This window comes from Paenibacillus silagei, assembly GCF_017874735.1.
GTDB classification, from domain to species: Bacteria; Bacillota; Bacilli; order Paenibacillales; family Paenibacillaceae; genus Paenibacillus_AQ; species Paenibacillus_AQ silagei.
Genome location: NZ_JAGGLV010000038.1, coordinates 1 through 18,731, shown reverse-complemented (window position 1 = coordinate 18,731; position 18,731 = coordinate 1). Strand labels below are relative to the sequence as shown.

Annotated in this window: 18 protein-coding genes and 1 other RNA gene; 18 read left to right on the top strand and 1 reads right to left on the bottom strand. The window is 53.0% G+C overall.

The window, feature by feature from the left end:
• Window positions 1–14: 14 nt before the first annotated feature.
• The 4 genes from J2Z70_RS31565 to argS all read left to right on the top strand — a co-directional run bounded on the left by J2Z70_RS31565 (window position 15) and on the right by argS (window position 3,631).
• Window positions 15–683, top strand: a complete 669-nt coding sequence (locus tag J2Z70_RS31565) for a GNAT family N-acetyltransferase (protein WP_209879497.1) — start codon at window positions 15–17, stop codon at window positions 681–683.
• A 38-nt stretch (window positions 684–721) separates the two neighbouring features.
• Window positions 722–1,390 carry a hypothetical protein gene (locus J2Z70_RS31560; RefSeq protein WP_036724443.1) on the top strand — a complete coding sequence of 223 codons (669 nt, stop codon included), beginning with the start codon at window positions 722–724 and terminating at the stop codon, window positions 1,388–1,390.
• A 115-nt stretch (window positions 1,391–1,505) separates the two neighbouring features.
• Entirely contained in the window at window positions 1,506–1,949 is a 444-nt protein-coding gene (locus J2Z70_RS31555) for a YwiB family protein (RefSeq protein WP_036724444.1), read from the top strand.
• Window positions 1,946–3,631, top strand: coding sequence for an arginine--tRNA ligase (gene argS / locus J2Z70_RS31550; protein WP_036724447.1), 1,686 nt, complete (start codon window positions 1,946–1,948; stop codon window positions 3,629–3,631). Before J2Z70_RS31555 ends, argS begins: the two co-directional genes overlap by 4 nt.
• Before the next feature lie 69 nt (window positions 3,632–3,700).
• On the opposite strand, the gene J2Z70_RS31545 is transcribed toward argS, so the two are convergent.
• Complete coding sequence (locus J2Z70_RS31545) at window positions 3,701–4,945, bottom strand: S8 family peptidase (RefSeq protein WP_209879494.1); 1,245 nt, start codon at window positions 4,943–4,945, stop codon at window positions 3,701–3,703.
• Window positions 4,946–5,490: 545 nt separating this feature from the next.
• Between J2Z70_RS31545 and rpoE the strand changes: the two genes are divergently transcribed.
• From rpoE to J2Z70_RS31475, 14 genes are all read left to right on the top strand, one after another.
• Entirely contained in the window at window positions 5,491–6,054 is a 564-nt protein-coding gene (rpoE, locus tag J2Z70_RS31540) for a DNA-directed RNA polymerase subunit delta (protein WP_036724449.1), read from the top strand.
• A 342-nt stretch (window positions 6,055–6,396) separates the two neighbouring features.
• Complete coding sequence (locus J2Z70_RS31535; protein WP_209879490.1) at window positions 6,397–8,004, top strand: CTP synthase; 1,608 nt, start codon at window positions 6,397–6,399, stop codon at window positions 8,002–8,004.
• 293 nt (window positions 8,005–8,297) lie between these two features.
• The gene (locus tag J2Z70_RS31530; RefSeq protein WP_036698896.1) at window positions 8,298–8,684 is read left to right on the top strand and encodes a response regulator; all 387 of its coding nucleotides are present in this window, start codon (window positions 8,298–8,300) and stop codon (window positions 8,682–8,684) included.
• 204 nt (window positions 8,685–8,888) lie between these two features.
• Window positions 8,889–9,743 (top strand): class II fructose-1,6-bisphosphate aldolase, encoded by an 855-nt coding sequence (gene fba / locus J2Z70_RS31525; RefSeq protein WP_036724454.1) that lies wholly within the window; start codon window positions 8,889–8,891, stop codon window positions 9,741–9,743.
• Window positions 9,744–9,937: 194 nt separating this feature from the next.
• Window positions 9,938–11,191 (top strand): UDP-N-acetylglucosamine 1-carboxyvinyltransferase, encoded by a 1,254-nt coding sequence (locus tag J2Z70_RS31520; RefSeq protein WP_036724455.1) that lies wholly within the window; start codon window positions 9,938–9,940, stop codon window positions 11,189–11,191.
• 146 nt (window positions 11,192–11,337) lie between these two features.
• Complete coding sequence (gene rho, locus J2Z70_RS31515; protein WP_036724456.1) at window positions 11,338–12,696, top strand: transcription termination factor Rho; 1,359 nt, start codon at window positions 11,338–11,340, stop codon at window positions 12,694–12,696.
• A 25-nt stretch (window positions 12,697–12,721) separates the two neighbouring features.
• Window positions 12,722–13,999 (top strand): radical SAM family protein, encoded by a 1,278-nt coding sequence (locus J2Z70_RS31510; RefSeq protein WP_036724458.1) that lies wholly within the window; start codon window positions 12,722–12,724, stop codon window positions 13,997–13,999.
• Window positions 14,000–14,124: 125 nt separating this feature from the next.
• A complete protein-coding gene (rpmE, locus tag J2Z70_RS31505) occupies window positions 14,125–14,322 on the top strand; it encodes a 50S ribosomal protein L31 (protein WP_209879487.1) in 198 nt (65 codons plus the stop codon).
• A gap of 47 nt (window positions 14,323–14,369) precedes the next feature.
• Window positions 14,370–14,638, top strand: an RNA gene (ffs, locus tag J2Z70_RS31500) — signal recognition particle sRNA large type.
• Window positions 14,639–14,852: 214 nt separating this feature from the next.
• Window positions 14,853–16,622 (top strand): DNA polymerase III subunit gamma/tau, encoded by a 1,770-nt coding sequence (gene dnaX / locus J2Z70_RS31495; RefSeq protein WP_209879484.1) that lies wholly within the window; start codon window positions 14,853–14,855, stop codon window positions 16,620–16,622.
• 49 nt (window positions 16,623–16,671) lie between these two features.
• Window positions 16,672–16,983 carry a YbaB/EbfC family nucleoid-associated protein gene (locus J2Z70_RS31490; protein WP_036698884.1) on the top strand — a complete coding sequence of 104 codons (312 nt, stop codon included), beginning with the start codon at window positions 16,672–16,674 and terminating at the stop codon, window positions 16,981–16,983.
• Window positions 16,984–17,019: 36 nt separating this feature from the next.
• Entirely contained in the window at window positions 17,020–17,619 is a 600-nt protein-coding gene (gene recR, locus J2Z70_RS31485) for a recombination mediator RecR (protein ID WP_036698882.1), read from the top strand.
• 202 nt (window positions 17,620–17,821) lie between these two features.
• On the top strand, window positions 17,822–18,088 hold the full coding sequence (locus J2Z70_RS31480; RefSeq protein WP_209879481.1) for a DUF2508 family protein: 267 nt from the start codon (window positions 17,822–17,824) through the stop codon (window positions 18,086–18,088).
• Window positions 18,089–18,116: 28 nt separating this feature from the next.
• Window positions 18,117–18,383, top strand: coding sequence for a pro-sigmaK processing inhibitor BofA family protein (locus J2Z70_RS31475; protein ID WP_209879477.1), 267 nt, complete (start codon window positions 18,117–18,119; stop codon window positions 18,381–18,383).
• Window positions 18,384–18,731: the final 348 nt, after the last annotated feature.

The following is an 18,731-nucleotide window of genomic DNA, read 5'->3' as shown; positions in this document are numbered from 1 at the left end:
GGGGAGACTAACGGATGTATTATAAGAAGTTCTACGCTCTGGACGGCAAGACGCCGGTGCCTGCGGTGATCCGTTCCTATACGGAAGCTGACTTCACCGAGCTGATCACGATTCAGTCCGAGGCGTTCCCGCCGCCTTATCCTGCGGAGCTGTGGTGGAACCGGGAGCAGCTGCTGAATCACGTGACACTTTTTCCGGAAGGGGCCTTATGTGTAGAGGTGGCCGGGGAGCTGGCCGGATCGGTTACCGGATTCCTGATGAATTTTTACCCGGAGGCGCCGGTGCATCATCATACGTGGTCAGAGGTTACGGCCGACGGTTATCTCACTACGCATCAGCCGGGGGGGAACACGCTTTATATCGCGGATTTGTGTGTCCGTCCCGGGTACCGCAAGCTGGGTCTGGGCAAGGAGCTGGTCCAGTCGTTATACCATGTGGTCGTGCAGCAGAAGCTGGAGCGGCTGCTGGGAGCGGGCCGGATGCCGGGCTATCACCGGGTGGCCGGGCAGATGACAGCGGAAGAGTATCTGGCCGGGGTTATCGCCGGAAGCTGGTCTGATCCGGTGATTACTTTTCTGCTGCGGTGCGGCCGGTCTCCCGTTCGTGTGGTCGCAGGTTATCTGGAGGACGAGGAATCAGGGAATTACGCAGCGCTGATGGAATGGCGGAATCCTTTTCAATAAATGAATACAGCCTATCACTTGGAGGAGATCCCTTGACTATGGATTATAGAAGAATTACAGATATTGCCGACCCGTTGTTCAGAGAGGTGCATCAGCTGCTGTCGGATGTATTTCCGCCCGAGGAAGTGCTGGAGTACAGCTTGTGGAAGGAGCCGCTTGCCGATCCGGGAATACGCGTGTTCGCTGCGGTGCATGAAGGGAAGGTTGTAGGCACTACGGAATACCGTTACTATGCCGACTGGAATGTAGCGATGACCGATTTCACCATCATTGGCCGGGAAGGGCTAGGCATTGGCCGTTTTCTGGCGCGTCAACGCTTGAAGGACCTGGAGAAGCTGGCGGCTGAGAATCACACGGAGCTGCTGGGGATGTTCGCTGAGATCTATGATCCGTACCGTGTGGGATATGATTTTGGCGGAATTAAGCCGATGGACCCGTACGTCCGCCGTGAGGTTCTGTCGCATTTGGGCTATAAAAGAATAGATATTCCCTATGTCCACCCTTCCTGGCAGGGAGATGGCGAGGCCGTGTCCGGTCTGGACCTCTGCTTCATGCCCGGAGATGAGGAGCTGGAGAGCCTCGCGGCGCCGCTGGTGGCCGATTTCCTGACCCGTTATTACGCCGTGCTGGAGGACAAGCCGGAAGCCTGGACATCGATGATCAGCCAGCTTCGCGGCAGGGAGAGTGTGGCATTATTGCCGCTGTGAGGGCCAGGGCAGATGAAAAAGCGATTGAAATGCCCTCCTGATCTGGATATAGTGTACAATGGGAAAGCGAATATGACCTCTATGATTACAAGTACGAATAAGCGGGGAACATGTGATGACTGAAGGACCGCAAGGCAAATACGGCGTTTCGGTAACGCTGGAGAGTGTGCAGGGCACAGAGCGTAGTGTGGTACATGCTGCAGGAGAGGCTATTGCCAAGGGGCAGGCGCTGTACATCATTTATGAAGAGCAGCAGACCGCGCCCGAAGGCGCAGCAGTTGTGGTACGCAACACACTGAAGATTTCAGAGGGCAGAATCAAGCTTATCCGCCATGGCGCTGTCCAGTCGGAGCAGTCCTTTGAGCTGGGGCAACCGCTGCCCGGATTCTACCGCTCGCCTTATACACAGTTCAATCTCACCACAGACACGAAGACACTGGACATCAAGCGCGAAGGAAGATCGCTTGCCGTTTCATGGGAATATGATCTCTACGTATACGGGGAAATATCAGGACAGTTCGCTATAAGTTTGAATATACAGGAGGAACCACAATCATGACACAATCTTTAAATCCGCTCCAGCTTGCCCATGAACGGGTAAAGGAGGCCATCGCCGATGCGGTAGTAGCCGCAGGTCTGGTGTCCCGCGAAGAGCTGCCGGCCATTGTGCTGGAAGTACCGAAGGACAAGGCCCATGGAGATATGGCTACGAATGCTGCGATGCAGCTGACCAAGATTGCTAAGCGTAACCCCCGGCAGATCGCCGAGGCGATTATAGAGCATCTGGATACGGGCCGCGCTTCTATTGAGAAGGCGGAGATTGCCGGACCGGGCTTCATTAACTTCACTTTGTCCAAAAGCTATCTCTACCCCGTGATCGCACTTGTGGCCGAGCAGGGTGACGGTTATGGCCGTGTGAACATAGGCCAGGGCAAGCGTGTAGAAATGGAGTTCGTCAGCGCGAACCCTACCGGCAGCCTTCATCTGGGACATGCCCGCGGGGCTGCGGTCGGCGATGCCCTGTGCAACGTGCTGGATTATGCCGGTTACAACGTGACCCGGGAATACTACATTAATGATGCCGGCAACCAGGTCGCCAATCTGTGCAAATCCATCGAGACCCGGTACCTGCAGGAGCTGGGCCAGCCGGCCGAGATGCCGGAGGACGGTTATCATGGAGAGGACATCAAGGGCTTCGCCAAGGAGCTGGTGGCGGAGAAGGGCGATTCTCTGCTGGCTATGACACCGGGCGACCGGGCGGCATTCTTCCGTACCTACGGGCTTGCCAAGGAGCTGGACAAAATCAAACGCGACCTCAGCCGGTTCCGGGTTAACTTCGATATCTGGTTCAGTGAAACCTCCCTCTATGAGAACGGAGAAGTGCTGCGTTCACTGGATGAGCTCCGCGAGCGCGGAGAAGTCTATGAGAAGGAAGGCGCCACCTGGCTTGCGACCACCAAATACGGCGATGATAAAGACCGCGTGCTGATCAAGAACGATGGCACGTATACGTACCTCACACCGGATATCGCCTATCACAGCGACAAATACGGCCGCGGCTACGACACGATGATCAACATCTGGGGAGCCGACCACCACGGCTACATTCCACGGATGAAGGCGGCCATGGCGGCGCTCGGCAATGATCCCGAGAAGCTCGTAGTGCTGATCGCCCAGATGGTCAGCCTGTTCCAGGACGGCGAGAAGGTCAAGATGTCCAAGCGTACCGGCAAAGCCGTCACGATGGAAGACCTGATGGAGGAAGTCGGAATCGACGCAATCCGTTACTTCTTCACCATGCGCAGCATGGATTCGCATCTGGACTTTGACATGGATCTGGCGATTTCGACATCCAATGAGAACCCTGTATTCTATGTACAATACGCACATGCGCGGATTTGCAGCATATTCCGCCAAGCGGAGGAGCAAGGGATTGTAGTGCCGGATGCAGCCCAGATTGATTACAGCAAGCTGACTGCCGTACATGAATATGATCTGCTCCGCAAAATCGGTGAACTGCCTGCGGAGATTACCATTGCCGCCGAGGGCTATGCACCGCACCGCCTGGTCCGCTATGTATACGACCTGGCTTCGCTGTTCCACAGCTACTACAAGGCAGAGCGCGTAATCACTGAGGATGCCGCTCAGACAGTAGCCCGCCTTGCCCTGCTGGGCGCTGCACGGACGGCCATTGCCAATGTCCTGCGGCTGGTTGGTGTTACCGCACCGGACCGGATGTAACTATACTTGGAAAGCGCCGCCCCTATTTTCTGGGGGCGGCGCTTTTTGATCTCATTATGCCACTGTACCTTACGCCTTTGCCGCCGCAGCGGCCTTCGCCCCGCTGCTGCTTCCGCCGCTGCCACCGGCTCCGCTGCCTGCGGCGCTAGCGGCGCTGCCGTTGCCGCGCCGGGCCCGGATGCCTACGCGCAGCAGCCGCAGCGCATCGGCCGCGCCGCCGCCCAGCGATGCGCGGCGCTGGCCCTTACGCAGCCGCACCGGCGAGGCGGTGCGGCGCAAGAGCAGCTTCAGCTCGCGGGGCGACAGCCCCGGCCGCAGCGCGAGCAGCAGGGCCGCGGCACCGGTGACATGCGAGGTCGCCATGGAGGTGCCGCTCATTTCCTTGTACCCCTCCCGCAGCCAGCAGGAGGGGATGCCCTCGCCCGGACCGTACACATCGATGTACGGTCCGCGGTTGCTGAAGGCTGCGACGCGCTGCCTTCTGTCAAGGGCGCCTACGGCAATCGTCTCCGGATAGCGCGCGGGGTAATCCCCGCCGCGCTTGCCGTCGTTGCCGGCGGAAGCGATGATGGCAATCCCGGCCCGGTAGGCCTTGATCACCACATCATGCAGAGCCTTGCTCCGGTTCCTCATCCCGAAGCTCATGTTAATGATATCGATTTTGTTCTGTACGCACCAATCGATGCCAAGGACAATATCCGACACATAAGCGGAGCCGTTGTGGTCGAAGGCCTTGACCGGATAGAGCAGCGCCCGGGGGGCTACGCCCATCATGTTGCGCGCGCCCCCGGCCGCCGCCAGGGTGCCGGCAATATGCGTGCCGTGGCCGTTGTCATCCAGCGGCATCATGCCGCGGTTCAGCAGGTTGACCCCGGAGGCCAGAGAATGCCGGAGATCGGGGTGGCGGAAATCGACGCCCGTATCGATGACGCCGATCTTCACATGGACGCCGGTCGATCTGGACCAGGCCTGCGGAGCACGGATGGCCCTGATCCCCCAGGGCATCAGGGCGGAACCGCTTTTGTCCGCCAGGGGCGAGTGAACCTTAATCCGGTGGTCTTCTTCTATACTGAGGGAATCTGCATAACGGTCCATCAGCCGCTCTGCTCCGGCGGCGGGCACGAAAAAAGCCCGGATCAGCGTAGAGACCTGAACCTGCCGCAGGCCAGGCTTTTTACTCTTCAGAGATTTCCACTGCGACAAGGCGCCGGCATACATGCGGGGGTCGTTGAAGGTCACAATGTGCCGTGGTGCACTTTTGGAGGCAGCCTTCATTTCTTCAAGCAGCATCTGCCAAAATCCGTAATAATCCATAGGTTACGCCGTCCCCTCCTCGGTGCCGTGCTGCCATATTGTATGAAAGGGGGATGGCGTCCGAATGGGAACTTGCCCTTTTTTAACGAAATAGGCTGCCCATCGTGTCAAAAGGCTGGAGTTTACATAAAATAAACAGAGGGAACCGCGAGGCGCCCTGCAACATCCCGTAAGGAGCCGATCCTTGGCGTGGATACAGTCATGCGCGGAGGGGTAACCCCTCCGCCTTTATGGGAAAAATATAAGAAATTATAGGTTTCACACGATAATTTATCTTTCTATTTCCAGTTGAAACGGTACCGTCCTTTAATTAGGACAGTAAAGCCGTTTCCACTTGTATAAGTCTCAACATGCTCATCCCATTTATTGCCCTGTCCAGGCGGACAAGCTTTCTTCCAGCGGCAGGACCGCAGAATCTGTTTCCCTGATCTTGCTGCAATAGACTTGCAATTTACCCGCAAATAGGTTTTACTTAGTTTTGTTAATGGATATCATGAATGAAGCATGATTGAATGTGAACAATGCGTGAGAGGAAGTGTCCTTTAGTGAGTACGCCACTCAATTTAAAGCTGGACCCTGAGAAAGTAAAAGAAATGCCGATGGTAGACCTGGCCTTCCTGGTGCTTAAGGCAGCCAATACGCCTTACTACTACCGTGATCTGATGGTGGAGGTTGCCAAGCTGCGCGGGTTGACCGATCAAGAGAGCCAAGATACGATCGCCCAGCTATATACCGAGATTAATATTGACGGACGTTTTGCCTGTGTCGGAACCAACCTGTGGGGGTTGAAGCGCTGGTACCCGCTCGAACGCTCCGATGACCCTGTCGGCAACACCAAGCGTGTGCGGATTATCAACGACGAAGACGACGATCTGGAAGATGACGACTTCACTGATGAAGAAGAGAATTATGCTGCCGAGGAAGAGGATTTCGATGCGATTGACGAAGATCGCGACGACCTCTATTCCGACGACGACAGCGAAGAGGAAGTTGACGAAGATGTGGTCATCGATGAAGACGACATTGACGAAGACGAATCGGATGATGAAGATTCCGAAGACGGCGAAGAAGACGATGCCGACGATGAGGACGAGGAAGATAAATTTTAGAACAGTCTTTGCAGCGCGCAATTCCTCCCTTGACAGGGGCGGGACGCTCAGAGTAAACTATTGCATGGGCTTATAATGAAAGTTAATATTGTTTTCTAAAATAAAAAGTGCCCCGGGTCTACGGGTGTCACTTTTTTGTTTTTTTACAAGATAAGAAGGAATAGGCTTCGCTTAATTTGTATGCCAAGAAGCTGCGGTTTTCCGCGATTTCCAGGCTGCCGGCCTTGAATTTTGGCGGGTGGAAGCAACTTTCGGGTTCCCCGGTTGGATGATGGAAAAAAGGGATACGATAAGGGGCAAGCGTCCCCTGAATTTCTGGACTTTATTTAGGAGGGTTTTACAGTGACAAAGTATATTTTCGTAACGGGTGGCGTTGTGTCTTCCCTTGGCAAAGGCATTACCGCTGCTTCGCTGGGCAGACTGCTCAAGAACAGAGGGCTCAAGGTAACGATCCAGAAATTCGATCCTTACATTAACGTGGACCCGGGAACAATGAGTCCTTATCAGCACGGGGAAGTATTCGTGACCGATGACGGCGCGGAGACCGACCTCGACCTTGGGCATTACGAGCGGTTTATTGACATTAACCTGTCCAAGAACAGCAACGTAACCACAGGCAAAATCTATTCCTCGGTCATCAGCAAAGAACGCCGCGGGGAATACTTAGGGGGAACCGTACAGGTTATCCCGCATATTACGAACGAAATCAAGGAACGCGTCTTCCGTGCAGGCCGTGAGACCGGCTCCGATGTAGTCATTACCGAAATCGGCGGCACCGTGGGCGACATCGAGAGTCTGCCGTTCATGGAAGCCATCCGTCAGATCAAGAGCGACATCGGCCGGGAGAATGTCATGTACATTCACGTAACCCTGATTCCTTATATCAAAGCAGCCGGAGAAGTGAAAACAAAGCCGACCCAGCACAGTGTCAAGGAGCTGCGCAGCATCGGGATTCAGCCCAATGTGATCGTATGCCGTACGGAATATCCGCTCACCGACGATATGAAAGCCAAGCTGGCTCTGTTCTGTGATATTGATGCGAACGCCGTTGTGGAATGCCGCGATGCCTCGACGCTCTATGAAGTGCCGCTGAATCTGCGCGACGAAGGTCTGGATGAGATTGTTGTCAATCATTTGAAGCTGACCACTCCTGCACCGGATATGCGCGAATGGGAGAGCATGCTGGAGCGGATTCAGAAGCTGGAGCGTACTGTTGAGATTGCCATCGTCGGCAAGTATGTGGCGCTGCACGATGCTTACCTGAGCGTGGTTGAATCCTTGTCCCATGCCGGATTTGCCTCCAATGCCGAAGTGAAGCTCCGGTGGGTTGATGCAGAGCTGGTGACGAATGAGAATGTGGACGAGCTGCTGGGCGGCATCGGGGGGATTCTGGTTCCAGGCGGCTTCGGTGACCGGGGAATCGAAGGTAAGATTTCGGCCATCCGCTATGCGCGGGAGCAGTCCATTCCGTTCTTCGGCATTTGCCTGGGAATGCAGGTGTCTGTCATCGAGTACGGCCGTTCCATGCTGGGACTGGCAGGAGCGAACAGCTCCGAGATCGATCCTGCGACTCCGCATCCGCTGATTGACCTTCTGCCAGAGCAGAAGGATATCGAAGATATGGGCGGCACGATGCGCCTCGGCCTGTATCCTTGCAAGCTTTTGCCGGATTCCCTGGCTATGTCCTGCTATGACGATGAGCTGGTCTACGAACGTCACCGTCACCGGTATGAATTCAATAATGCGTACCGTGATGAGATGGAGAAGGCAGGTCTGGTTATTTCGGGAACCTCGCCTGACGGACGTCTGGTGGAGATTGTGGAGCTGCCGGGTCATCCGTGGTTCCTGTCCGTGCAGTTCCATCCGGAATTCACTTCCCGTCCGAATCGTCCGCAGCCGCTGTTCCGTGAATTTGTCAAAGCCTCGCTTACACATTCCGAGCAAATGTAACTATAGAATGAATAGGCCAGACAGGCCTGTGAGGAGCTCCCGGTACGGGGGCTTTCTTTTTGACAAAACACCCTTTGCACAATAACTCCCGGAATGCAAGGGGACTGTATTCCCGCTTTTTCGCCGGAATTCCTCCTTTATATGGCATAGATTTACGCATTTTAGCCAATTAGCAGGATTTTGGCTGCAAAGCACGAATAATAGGTTTCGTATAGACTAAGTTGAAGCGGGGCCGTTAGCTGTTGAGAGGGCGCGGTATGGACAATCTGCCTTAAACTCTGGGAGGGTAACGTATGGAAAAGAAAAAAGTGTTAATCGTCGACGATCAGAATGGAATCCGGATTCTTCTCATGGAAGTATTCAATAGTGAAGGTTATGCCACCTTTCAGGCAGCTAACGGGAAATTGGCGCTGGACATTGTCAGGAACGAATCGCCGGATATGGTTTTGCTGGATATGAAAATTCCGGGGATGGACGGACTCGAGATTCTCAAGCATCTGAAGGAGCTTAATCCGGCGATCAAGGTCATTATGATGACGGCCTACGGAGAGCTGGACATGATTAAGGAAGCGACCAAACTGGGAGCCCTGATGCATTTTACCAAGCCGTTTGATATCGATGAGATGCGTGTTGCCGTCAATATGCACCTGCACAACAAATCAGTAGATCAATGCAGCTAGCTTAGAAATTATAGTTTGGGGACATCCTGTTATGGATACGCTAAAATGAGCAAATGGTCCGCCGGCAAAGGGTTGGCTGAATATCGTCCCACCGGGACATTTTTTTTGTATCCTATTTAGTATTTAACACAGGATGTGCTATAATAGGCCTGTATGTGATGTCGGCTTATATAAGCAACCCAATATTTTAGGAGGATTGAAACCATGCCATTAGTATCTATGACAGACATGTTGACCAAAGCACTTGAAGGAAAATATGCAGTTGGCCAGTTCAACATCAATAACCTGGAGTGGACGCAAGCGATTCTTGGTGCAGCAGAAGAAGAGAAGTCACCGGTAATCCTTGGCGTATCCGAAGGCGCAGCTCGTCACATGGGCGGCTTTTACACAGTAGTTAAGATGGTTGAAGGTCTTATTCATGACATGAAAATCACCGTTCCTGTAGCCATCCACTTGGACCACGGTTCAAGCTTTGACAAATGTAAAGAAGCTATCGATGCCGGATTTACTTCCGTAATGATCGACGGCTCCCACCACCCGATTGATCATAACATTGAGATGACCAAGAAGGTTGTTGACTATGCTCACGCTAAAGGTGTTTCTGTAGAAGCAGAAGTTGGTACTGTAGGCGGACAGGAAGATGACGTTATCGGCGGCATCCAATACGCTGACCTTAACGAATGCGTACGCATTGTTAAAGAAACAGGCATCGACACTCTGGCTCCTGCATTGGGTTCCGTACACGGTCCTTACCTGGGCGAACCAAACCTTGGATTCAAGGAAATGGAAGAAATCCGCGATGCAGTTAACCTTCCGCTTGTACTTCACGGCGGTACTGGAATCCCGGTACATGACATTCAGAAATCCATCTCCCTGGGTACTTCCAAGATCAACGTTAACACTGAGAACCAAATCGCGTTCGCTAAGGTTGTCCGCGAAGTTCTTGCTGCTAAGCCGGATGCTTACGATCCGCGTACATTCATCGCACCGGGCCGCGATGCTATCAAGCAGACTGTTATCGGCAAAATCCGCGAATTCGGATCCAGCAACAAAGCCTAATCACCCTGCCGCATAACGTTTTTCCGCACAAGCTATTTCGTTTTCCTCAGAAACGGGTGCCGTCCTTCAGGTAAGGGCGGCGCAGCCGTTTCTTCTTCTAATCACCAATCACAAGCAGTCCTTATGTCACCTTAAGCCACAACTGGTATTGCCACAACAAGCTGCAATACACGTAGGGGGAACCAGATAAATTTATGGAAAAATTAATGATTGGCGGCGGACGTCCGCTAGAGGGCGTTGTTACCATCAGCGGAGCAAAGAATAGCGCCATTGCGCTTATTCCTGCAGCCATTTTGGCGGAGTCTGAAGTTGTGCTGGATAATTTGCCTGCGCTTAGTGATGTTGCCGTTTACTCCGAGATTCTGGAGGAGCTTGGCGCGAGCGTGTCATGGACAGGCAGCCAAATGAGAATTAATCCCTCCCGTATCGTATCCATTCCCATGCCTAACGGACCGGTGAAGAAGCTCCGGGCCTCTTATTATATGATGGGCGCACTTTTGGGCCGGTTTAAGGAAGCGACCATTGGATTACCCGGCGGCTGTAATTTTGAGCCCCGTCCGATTGACCAGCATATCAAAGGCTTTGAGGCGCTTGGTGCGACTGTTACCAATGACCATGGCTCGATTCACCTGTATGCCAAAGAACTTCGCGGTGCCAAGATCTATCTGGATGTATCCAGTGTCGGCGCCACTATTAACATTATGCTCGCGGCCTCCCGTGCCAAAGGCTCTACAATTATTGAAAATGCGGCTAAAGAGCCTGAGATTATAGATGTAGCTACCCTGCTCAACTCCATGGGCGCTGTTATTAAGGGCGCCGGTACCGAAACAATCCGGATTGAAGGCGTAGACGAAATGCACGGTTGCCGTCATTCGATTATTCCTGACCGTATTCAGGCTGGAACTTACATGATTGCCGCAGCGGCTACGCGGGGCAATGTCTTAATTGATAACGTGATTCCCAAGCATCTGGAGGCGCTCACTGCCAAGCTGCTGGAAATGGGAGTTGACATAGAAGAACTGGATGAGAGTATCCGGGTGATCGGCAAGGCCAAGTACCAGCACGCGGATGTCAAGGCGCTGATCTATCCCGGTTTCGCGACCGACCTGCAATCTCCAATGACGAGCATGCTGACTCAGGCTGAAGGCGTTAGCGTCCTGAGCGATTTCGTCTACAGCAACCGGTTCAAGCATGTTCCTGAATTGGTCCGCATGGGCGCTAAGATTCGTGTAGAGGGACGTTCCGCTATCATTGAAGGCGGCCGGCTCAATGCAGCCAAGGTGAAGGCTGCCGACCTCCGTGCAGGCGCAGCGCTGGTGATTGCCGGTCTTACTGTTGAAGAAGGTATCACCGAAGTGACAGGTGTAGAGTATATTGACCGCGGTTATGACAACCTCGTAAGTAATCTTCGCAGTCTGGGAGCCGATGTCTGGCGCGAGAACGAATAATGACAATACCCGGATTGGCAAGGGCAGAAATCGGCTGCTTAAATGCATATCTCCTTCCAATTCGGGTAATCCTATCCTAATAAGCATTTTCATAGACTCATAGTTTAGAACTCATCATACACAAATTGAATAGGTGGTTATAGCACATGGATCTTCAAATTTCCGATCTGGAAGAAATGAAGCTTACCGATCTGTATAAGCTCGCCAAGAAATACCAGATTCCTTATTACGGAACACTTAAGAAGCGGGAGTTAATCTTCGCTATTCTTAGAGCACAGGCAGAGCAGAGCGGTCTAATGTTTATGGAAGGCGTGCTTGAGATTCTGCCGGAAGGCTATGGCTTCCTTCGGCCGATTAACTACTTGCCGAGTGCGGAGGATATCTATATCTCTGCATCGCAGATCCGCAAGTTCGACCTTAGAAGCGGTGACCTGGTCTCCGGGAAATGCCGGACGCCGAAGGAGAACGAACGCTATTTCGGACTCTTGCAGGTGAATGCCGTCAACGGCGAGAACCCGGCAACTGCAGCTGAACGGTTACATTTTCCGGCGCTTACGCCGCTTTATCCGCAAGATAAGCTGCCGCTCGAAACATCCCCAACTCATTTATCGACCCGTATCATGGATTTGCTTGCTCCTGTAGGTCTGGGGCAGCGCGGTTTGATTGTAGCACCTCCCAAAGCAGGGAAGACGCTCCTCCTCAAAGAAATTGCCAACAGTATCTCTACGAATAATCCCGAGATTGCACTGTTTGTTCTGCTGATCGATGAACGTCCCGAGGAAGTAACGGATATGCAGCGTTCGGTAAAAGGTGAGGTAGTGGCTTCGACATTTGACGAGCTGCCGGAGAATCATATTAAAGTGGCAGAGCTTGTACTTCAGCGCGCGCTGCGTCTGGTAGAGCACAAGAAGGATGTCGTTATTCTGCTGGACAGCATTACCCGTCTTGCCCGTGCCTACAATCTCGTAGTTCCGCCATCCGGCCGGACACTTAGCGGAGGGATTGATCCTGCCGCGTTCCATCGGCCTAAGCGTTTCTTCGGTTCCGCACGTAACGTGGAGGAGGGCGGCAGCTTAACTATTCTTGCCACCGCACTGATTGATACCGGCTCACGGATGGATGATATTATTTATGAGGAATTCAAGGGTACAGGGAACATGGAGCTCCATCTGGACCGCAAGCTGGCTGAACGCCGGATCTTCCCGGCTATTGATATCCGCCGTTCGGGTACGCGCCGTGAAGAAGTATTGCTTAGCAAGGAAGAGCTGGATACCATCTGGTCGATCCGTAAAAATATGAATGAATCCTATGACTTCGTAGAAGGATTCCTGAAGAAGCTGCGTGACAGCAAGACGAATGCGGAGTTCCTGGCCTCCTTCGATGTGGCTGGAGGCAAGGATTCCTCGTCAGCAAGCGGTACGGCCAGCAAAGGTGGTACCTCGAACAGCGGCTCGTCTGCCCGCCGCACCACGCGTCCCAAGGCGCCTACTGTGCCGACTACCTGAGAATAGATAACAAGAGGAGAATAACATGTATTTGGTATATGCCGACGAACAAGGAAACGTATATGATCATCCCGAGCTGTATGCCCTGGCCCGTAGTGGCGATATGATCGTTGAGATACTGGAGGAAGAGCTGGTTCCGCTGCCTGAGGGGGCCACGCTGGTCGGGCTCCCGAGCACCCGGGCGATTGGGATGAATCCGGAGACCGGCGAGATGCTGCCCCTGCCGGCAGGTTCGCAGGCTGTCGGAGCCTTGCTGCCGCAGGGATACACCCGCCTGTGCCTTCCCGGTTACGTCAAGACAGACAAGACCTACAAGCTTCCGCTCTTCGGATATTCCGCTGTAGTATGGAAGGACGGCGGATTCTATGTGGCGGCTGATCTTACGGATGATCCGGAGCAGTGGAACCCGCTTAACTGCGACCGGGACGATGTGAAGAACGGTGTGGGCGAACTGACTGCCAAATACCCGGAGAACCGTCTGTATAATCACTTGTCCAACTGCGCGCTGGAATATGAATGCTTAACCTCGTCCAATACCTTCCTCGGCCGCTGGGAAGGCGCTGTTCCGGTCTCATACTCCTGCAACGCCGGCTGCTTCGGTTGTATCTCTGAACAGCCCGATGACAGCGGGTTTGTGTCCCCGCAGACACGGATGAGCTTCCGTCCGGCAGTGAACGAAGTATCGCAAGTGATGCTGGAGCACCTGAAGACGCCGGAATCCATTGTCAGCTTTGGACAGGGCTGTGAAGGTGAGCCTTCTACGCAGGCGAAGCTGATTATTGAATCTATCCGTGAAGTCCGGTCCATTACGGATATGGGCTATATCAATATTAACACCAATGCCGGCTTAAGCGATCATATCCGCGGCATTGTCGATGCCGGTCTTGATCTGATGCGGGTTAGTACCATCAGTGCGCTGGATGACCATTATAACGCCTATTACAAGCCTCGCGGGTATACGCTGGCTAACGTGGAGAAGTCGCTGAAGTACGCTGCCTCACAAGGCGTATACACCTCCATTAACTATTTGATTTTCCCGGGGGTTACAGACCGTGAGGAAGAGATTGAAGCGATGGTGGAGTTCGTCAGACGTACAGATCTTAAGCTCATTCAGATGCGTAATCTCAATATTGACCCGGAGAGCTATCTGGAGCTTATTCCCCCTGCACGGGGTGAGATCCTTGGCATGAAGACCATGCTGGAGATCTTCCGTGAGGAGCTCCCGGAGGTTGTGATTGGTTCCTTTACCCATGTCCCCCCTGCTGAGCTGGCCCGTGCCAAGCAGCGCAGAGTGCAGCTTTAGGCCTTATTATTTTAAGAATGGCAGGCCTATTGCAGAGCCTGGGCCTTGCATGCTAGAATGTAGCTTGCGTAATCATATAACTCTAGGCCCGCATGAGGCTTAGGGCGTGAGAGGTGAGATTTCATATGCAAACAACCATTCAACCCAAGTACAATGTAACGAAGGTAACCTGCGCTTGCGGCAACACGTTTGAAGCCGGCTCGACAGTACAGGAGCTTCGCGTCGAAATTTGCTCAAGCTGTCACCCGTTCTTCACCGGCAAGCAGAAGTTCATGGATGCCGGCGGCCGTGTGGACAGATTCAAGAAGAAATACGGTGTCTGATATTGCATAGTTGATTTTTGCCTGTCCGTAAGCTATACTTATCTTCGCCGTGCTAGACGGGGAGGTAGCGGTGCCCTGTAACTCGCAATCCGCTGTAGCGAGGTTGAATTCCTGTTAGAGGTGCTGTCGATGTGAGGCCTTGGTTCCTATGGGCTGTGTTGACGGTTGGGTCCTCCGCAATGAGTGCTTGTGAACCTGGTCAGGTCCGGAAGGAAGCAGCCATAAGCGAGTTTGCTCTTGTGCCGGAGGGTGGCCTAGCCCGAGCAGTTTTGTAGGGTTACCGCTTGGATCGCAGCCATCAATAACAGGTGCACGGTTTAAATAAGGATGATGATAGCGTCTTTGCTACAAGCAAAGATGCTTTTTGTTTTTCTAGGTATCCTAGGTTATGAGATATTATTCCCGCTCTGGCTAATATCCTTACCTTTCGGACGGTGAGCCGCTTCTGCTTGGTCAAAGACTTGGGAATATAGTATAATAAATTAGCGACAAATGCCGGAAAGCGGCAGCCTGAGAGAGGGTAATGCATAGTGGAACATATCGCGCTGTACCGTGCCTGGCGGCCGCAGTCGTTTCAAGATATGGTAGGGCAGCAGCATATTATCCAGACGCTGCAGAATGCGATCCGTGAACAACGGGTTTCGCATGCCTATCTGTTCAGCGGACCGCGGGGAACCGGTAAGACGAGTGCGGCCAAGGTATTGGCCAAGGCAGTCAATTGCGAGCGGGGCCCGGGTCCTGAGCCCTGCAATGAATGTCCGTCCTGCCTGCGGATTACGGCAGGCAACATCATGGACGTTCAGGAGATTGATGCGGCATCCAACCGGGGCGTTGAAGAGATTCGCGATCTGCGGGATAAGGTGAAATATGCACCTACCGAAGTACGCCGTAAAGTGTATATTATTGATGAAGTGCATATGCTGACAACAGAGGCATTCAATGCTCTGCTGAAGACGCTCGAAGAGCCTCCGCAGCATGTGATGTTTATACTGGCGACTACCGAGCCGCACAAGCTTCCGGCTACGATTATCTCGCGTTGCCAGCGGTTTGACTTCCGCCGGGTCTCACTGGAGGAACAGACGGGCCGCCTGACCGAGATTTGCCAGAAGGAAGGCATTACAGCAGATGCAGATGCGCTCCAGTATATCGCCCGCCTGTCTGACGGGGGAATGCGGGATGCGCTCAGCATCCTGGATCAGATCTCATCCTTTACAGATGGGAATGTGACCTATCAGCAGGTGCTGGGAATGACCGGGGGCATCCCCTCCGAGCAGTTCGCGCGTCTGGCGAATGCTATTCTTGAGAGTGACATGGGGCAGCTGCTTGAGCTTGTGGAGCAGATGATGCATGAGGGTAAGAGCGCAGATAAGTGCCTGGAGAATCTTCTGTATTATTTCCGCGATTTACTGATGATCAAGATGGTGCCTGGAGCGGATCAGCTAACGGACCGCGTGCTGAATCCGGCAGATTTCCGCGATATGGCTAAGGCCTTTACCCGTGACCGCTTATTCCTGATTGTGGAGACGCTGAGCCGTTATCTGGGAGAGATGAAGTATGCTACACATCCGCAGACCATATTCGAGGTAGCGCTGATGAAGCTGTGCAGCGGTCCGCAGGATGCTGCTGCTCCCTCTGTAGGCGATCCGGCAGTGAATGCAGCCGCACCTGCAGCTGCGAATGGTTCTCCGCAGGTACAGTCCGTTGAGCTGGATCAGCTCAGAGCGCAGATTGCCGCGCTGGAGAAGAAGCTGGAGCAGGCTATTCAAGCCGGCGGAGTTGCCGGCGGCGGGCGTGAGCAGGCAGCGCAGCGCACTGCCCCGCCAAGCGCTCCGCGCGTATCCTCGGCCTCTAAGCTTCCCCCGCAGCTGGATAAGTTTATTGCGGGTAAGGACAGTCCTGATTTTAGCGCGGTCTATAAGCAGTGGAGTCTTGTTCTTCAGGGTGTGAAGGAAGAGAAGGTCACGGTACATGCGTGGTTTGTGGACGGTGAGCCGGTGGCGGTGATGGAAGATGCCGTGCTGGTTGCTTTTAAGAATACCATTCACCGGGATACTACCGAGAAGCCTGCGAACCGGCAGGTCATCGAGAACGTAATGAATGCCAAGCTGGGTAAGCCATTCCGGCTGGTAACTATGATGATGCGTGACTGGAATGAAGCTGCGACGAAATCCGCGGCTTCGGCCGGAACAGAGGAGCTGCGTCTGGAGCATGAGCACGAGAGCGGCGAAGGCAAGTCCGAACCATGGATTGATGAGGCGATCCAGCTCTTTGGAGAAGACCTTGTTGTCATAAAAGAATAAGGATTCAGCTATCAGCGCGAAGATGCGCATCCCAAAGGAGAGATGATCTATGAATAATATGAACCAAATGATGAAGCAGGTTAAAAAAATGCAGGAGCAGATGCTCAAAGCCCAGGAAGAGCTGGGCAGTAAGACGATTGAAGGTTCTTCCGGCGGCGGCGTGGTTACCGTTCAGGTGAACGGACACAAGAAATTGCTGTCCATTCAGATCAAACCGGAGGTTGTAGATCCGGAGGATATCGAAATGCTGCAGGATCTGGTGATCACTGCTGTTAATGATGCTCTTACCCAGGCAGAAGAGTTGGCGAACAACGATATGGGTAAATTCACAGGCGGAATGAAGATTCCTGGCTTGTTCTAGGCTTACTCCACTCCCTGCCAAAGGAGAACCGATACTTTGTATTATCCAGAACCGCTAGCCAAGCTAATAGAAGCTTTTACACGTTTGCCCGGGATTGGCCCGAAGACAGCTGCCCGGCTGGCCTTTCATGTGTTGAACATGAAGGAGGACGAGGTGATTGATTTCGCCAAAGCCCTGGTCAGCGTCAAGCGTAATCTTCATTATTGCTCGGTCTGCTGCAACATAACGGATACCGACCCGTGCCGGATCTGCCAGGACAAAACCCGCGATGCTTCGGTAATCTGTGTGGTTCAGGACTCGAAGGATCTGGTGGCTATCGAACGAACCAAGGAATTTGACGGCTATTATCATGTGCTCCAGGGTGCAATTTCGCCGATGGAAGGCATAGGGCCGGATGATATAAGGCTGAAGGAGCTGCTGACCAGACTCAGCGATGAGCGGGTGAAGGAGCTGATTATGGCTACCAACCCCAACATTGAAGGGGAAGCCACTGCCATGTATATCTCGCGTCTTGTCCGTCCCTTTGAGATCAAGATCACCAGGATAGCCCATGGCTTGCCTGTAGGCGGCGATCTTGAGTATGCGGACGAGGTAACCCTGTCGAAGGCGCTGGAAGGCCGTCGTGAGCTGTTCTGAGTGCTTTGCAGTTGTATTATAAGTGTAGGGAGCCCTCGGGCTCCTTTTTTATTTCCCGGAGAGCCGCTGATATTCTGCTAAAAGTTCTGCTAAGCCCCTTCTCCCGGTTCTAAGTTTGTCCCTATTCCGATATGTATGAGATTAACGGGTGTGAATCACCGGTTGCATCTGCAGTTATTCATATATCTTAGGAGGGATTGCAATGGGTTGGTGGAGTACCAAGTGGTTGAGCGGGAATACGGATAAGGAAAAGGCAGTGCAGACGGAAGAGGAATGGGGGACAGTATACCAGGAGGTGCGTAAAGCGCAGTCTGAATGGGAGCGGGCTTACCTGATGTTTGATGAGGCTCTGGGCCAGGATCAGATTGACTATGCAATCTATATCCTGGAGGCGGCTGAGCGTAAATATCAGATACACCTTAAGGATGCCAAGCGGCTGGGGCTTAACCGGAGCCGGCTGCAAGTATGAACAGACTGAGTCAGCGAGGAGGAGAACGATGCTAAGAACTGTTGCAATAAGTGTGCTGATTATATCTTCAGCGCTGCTGGTCCTGATTGTATTCAGGAAAAGACTGGGGTTGGCTTGGCTGAGTGTATTTGGAACCCATCTTATACTGGCGGCGCTCGGGATTTATATCGTTAATTTCTCAGGAGTAGTAAGCGATCTGCACATTCCGCTTAACTCTACAACCATAGGTGCTGTAACCATTCTTGGGCTGCCGGGAGTGGCGCTGTTATTGGGATTAAAATTAACTTTGTTTTAGAGGTTGACGAAGGCTCCTGATTCATGATACATTAAGTCTCGGCCCTTTGGACAGGAGATCTTCGGATCACCTGCTGGAAGCTAAAGCGAAAAAAGAAATTAAAAAAACGCTTGACTGAAACAAGGGTGCTGTGATATATTATAAAGGTCGCTGCTGAGACAAACATCAACGACAAAAGATGAGACATTGATCTTTGAAAACTGAACAACGAGTGAGTGGGAAATCACTTCGGTGAGATCCAAATTAGAGAATATAACCATTCTCGTCAGATGTTTCAAAATGAGCAATCGCTCTTTCTAAATACCAATTTGGAGAGTTTGATCCTGGCTCAGGACGAACGCTGGCGGC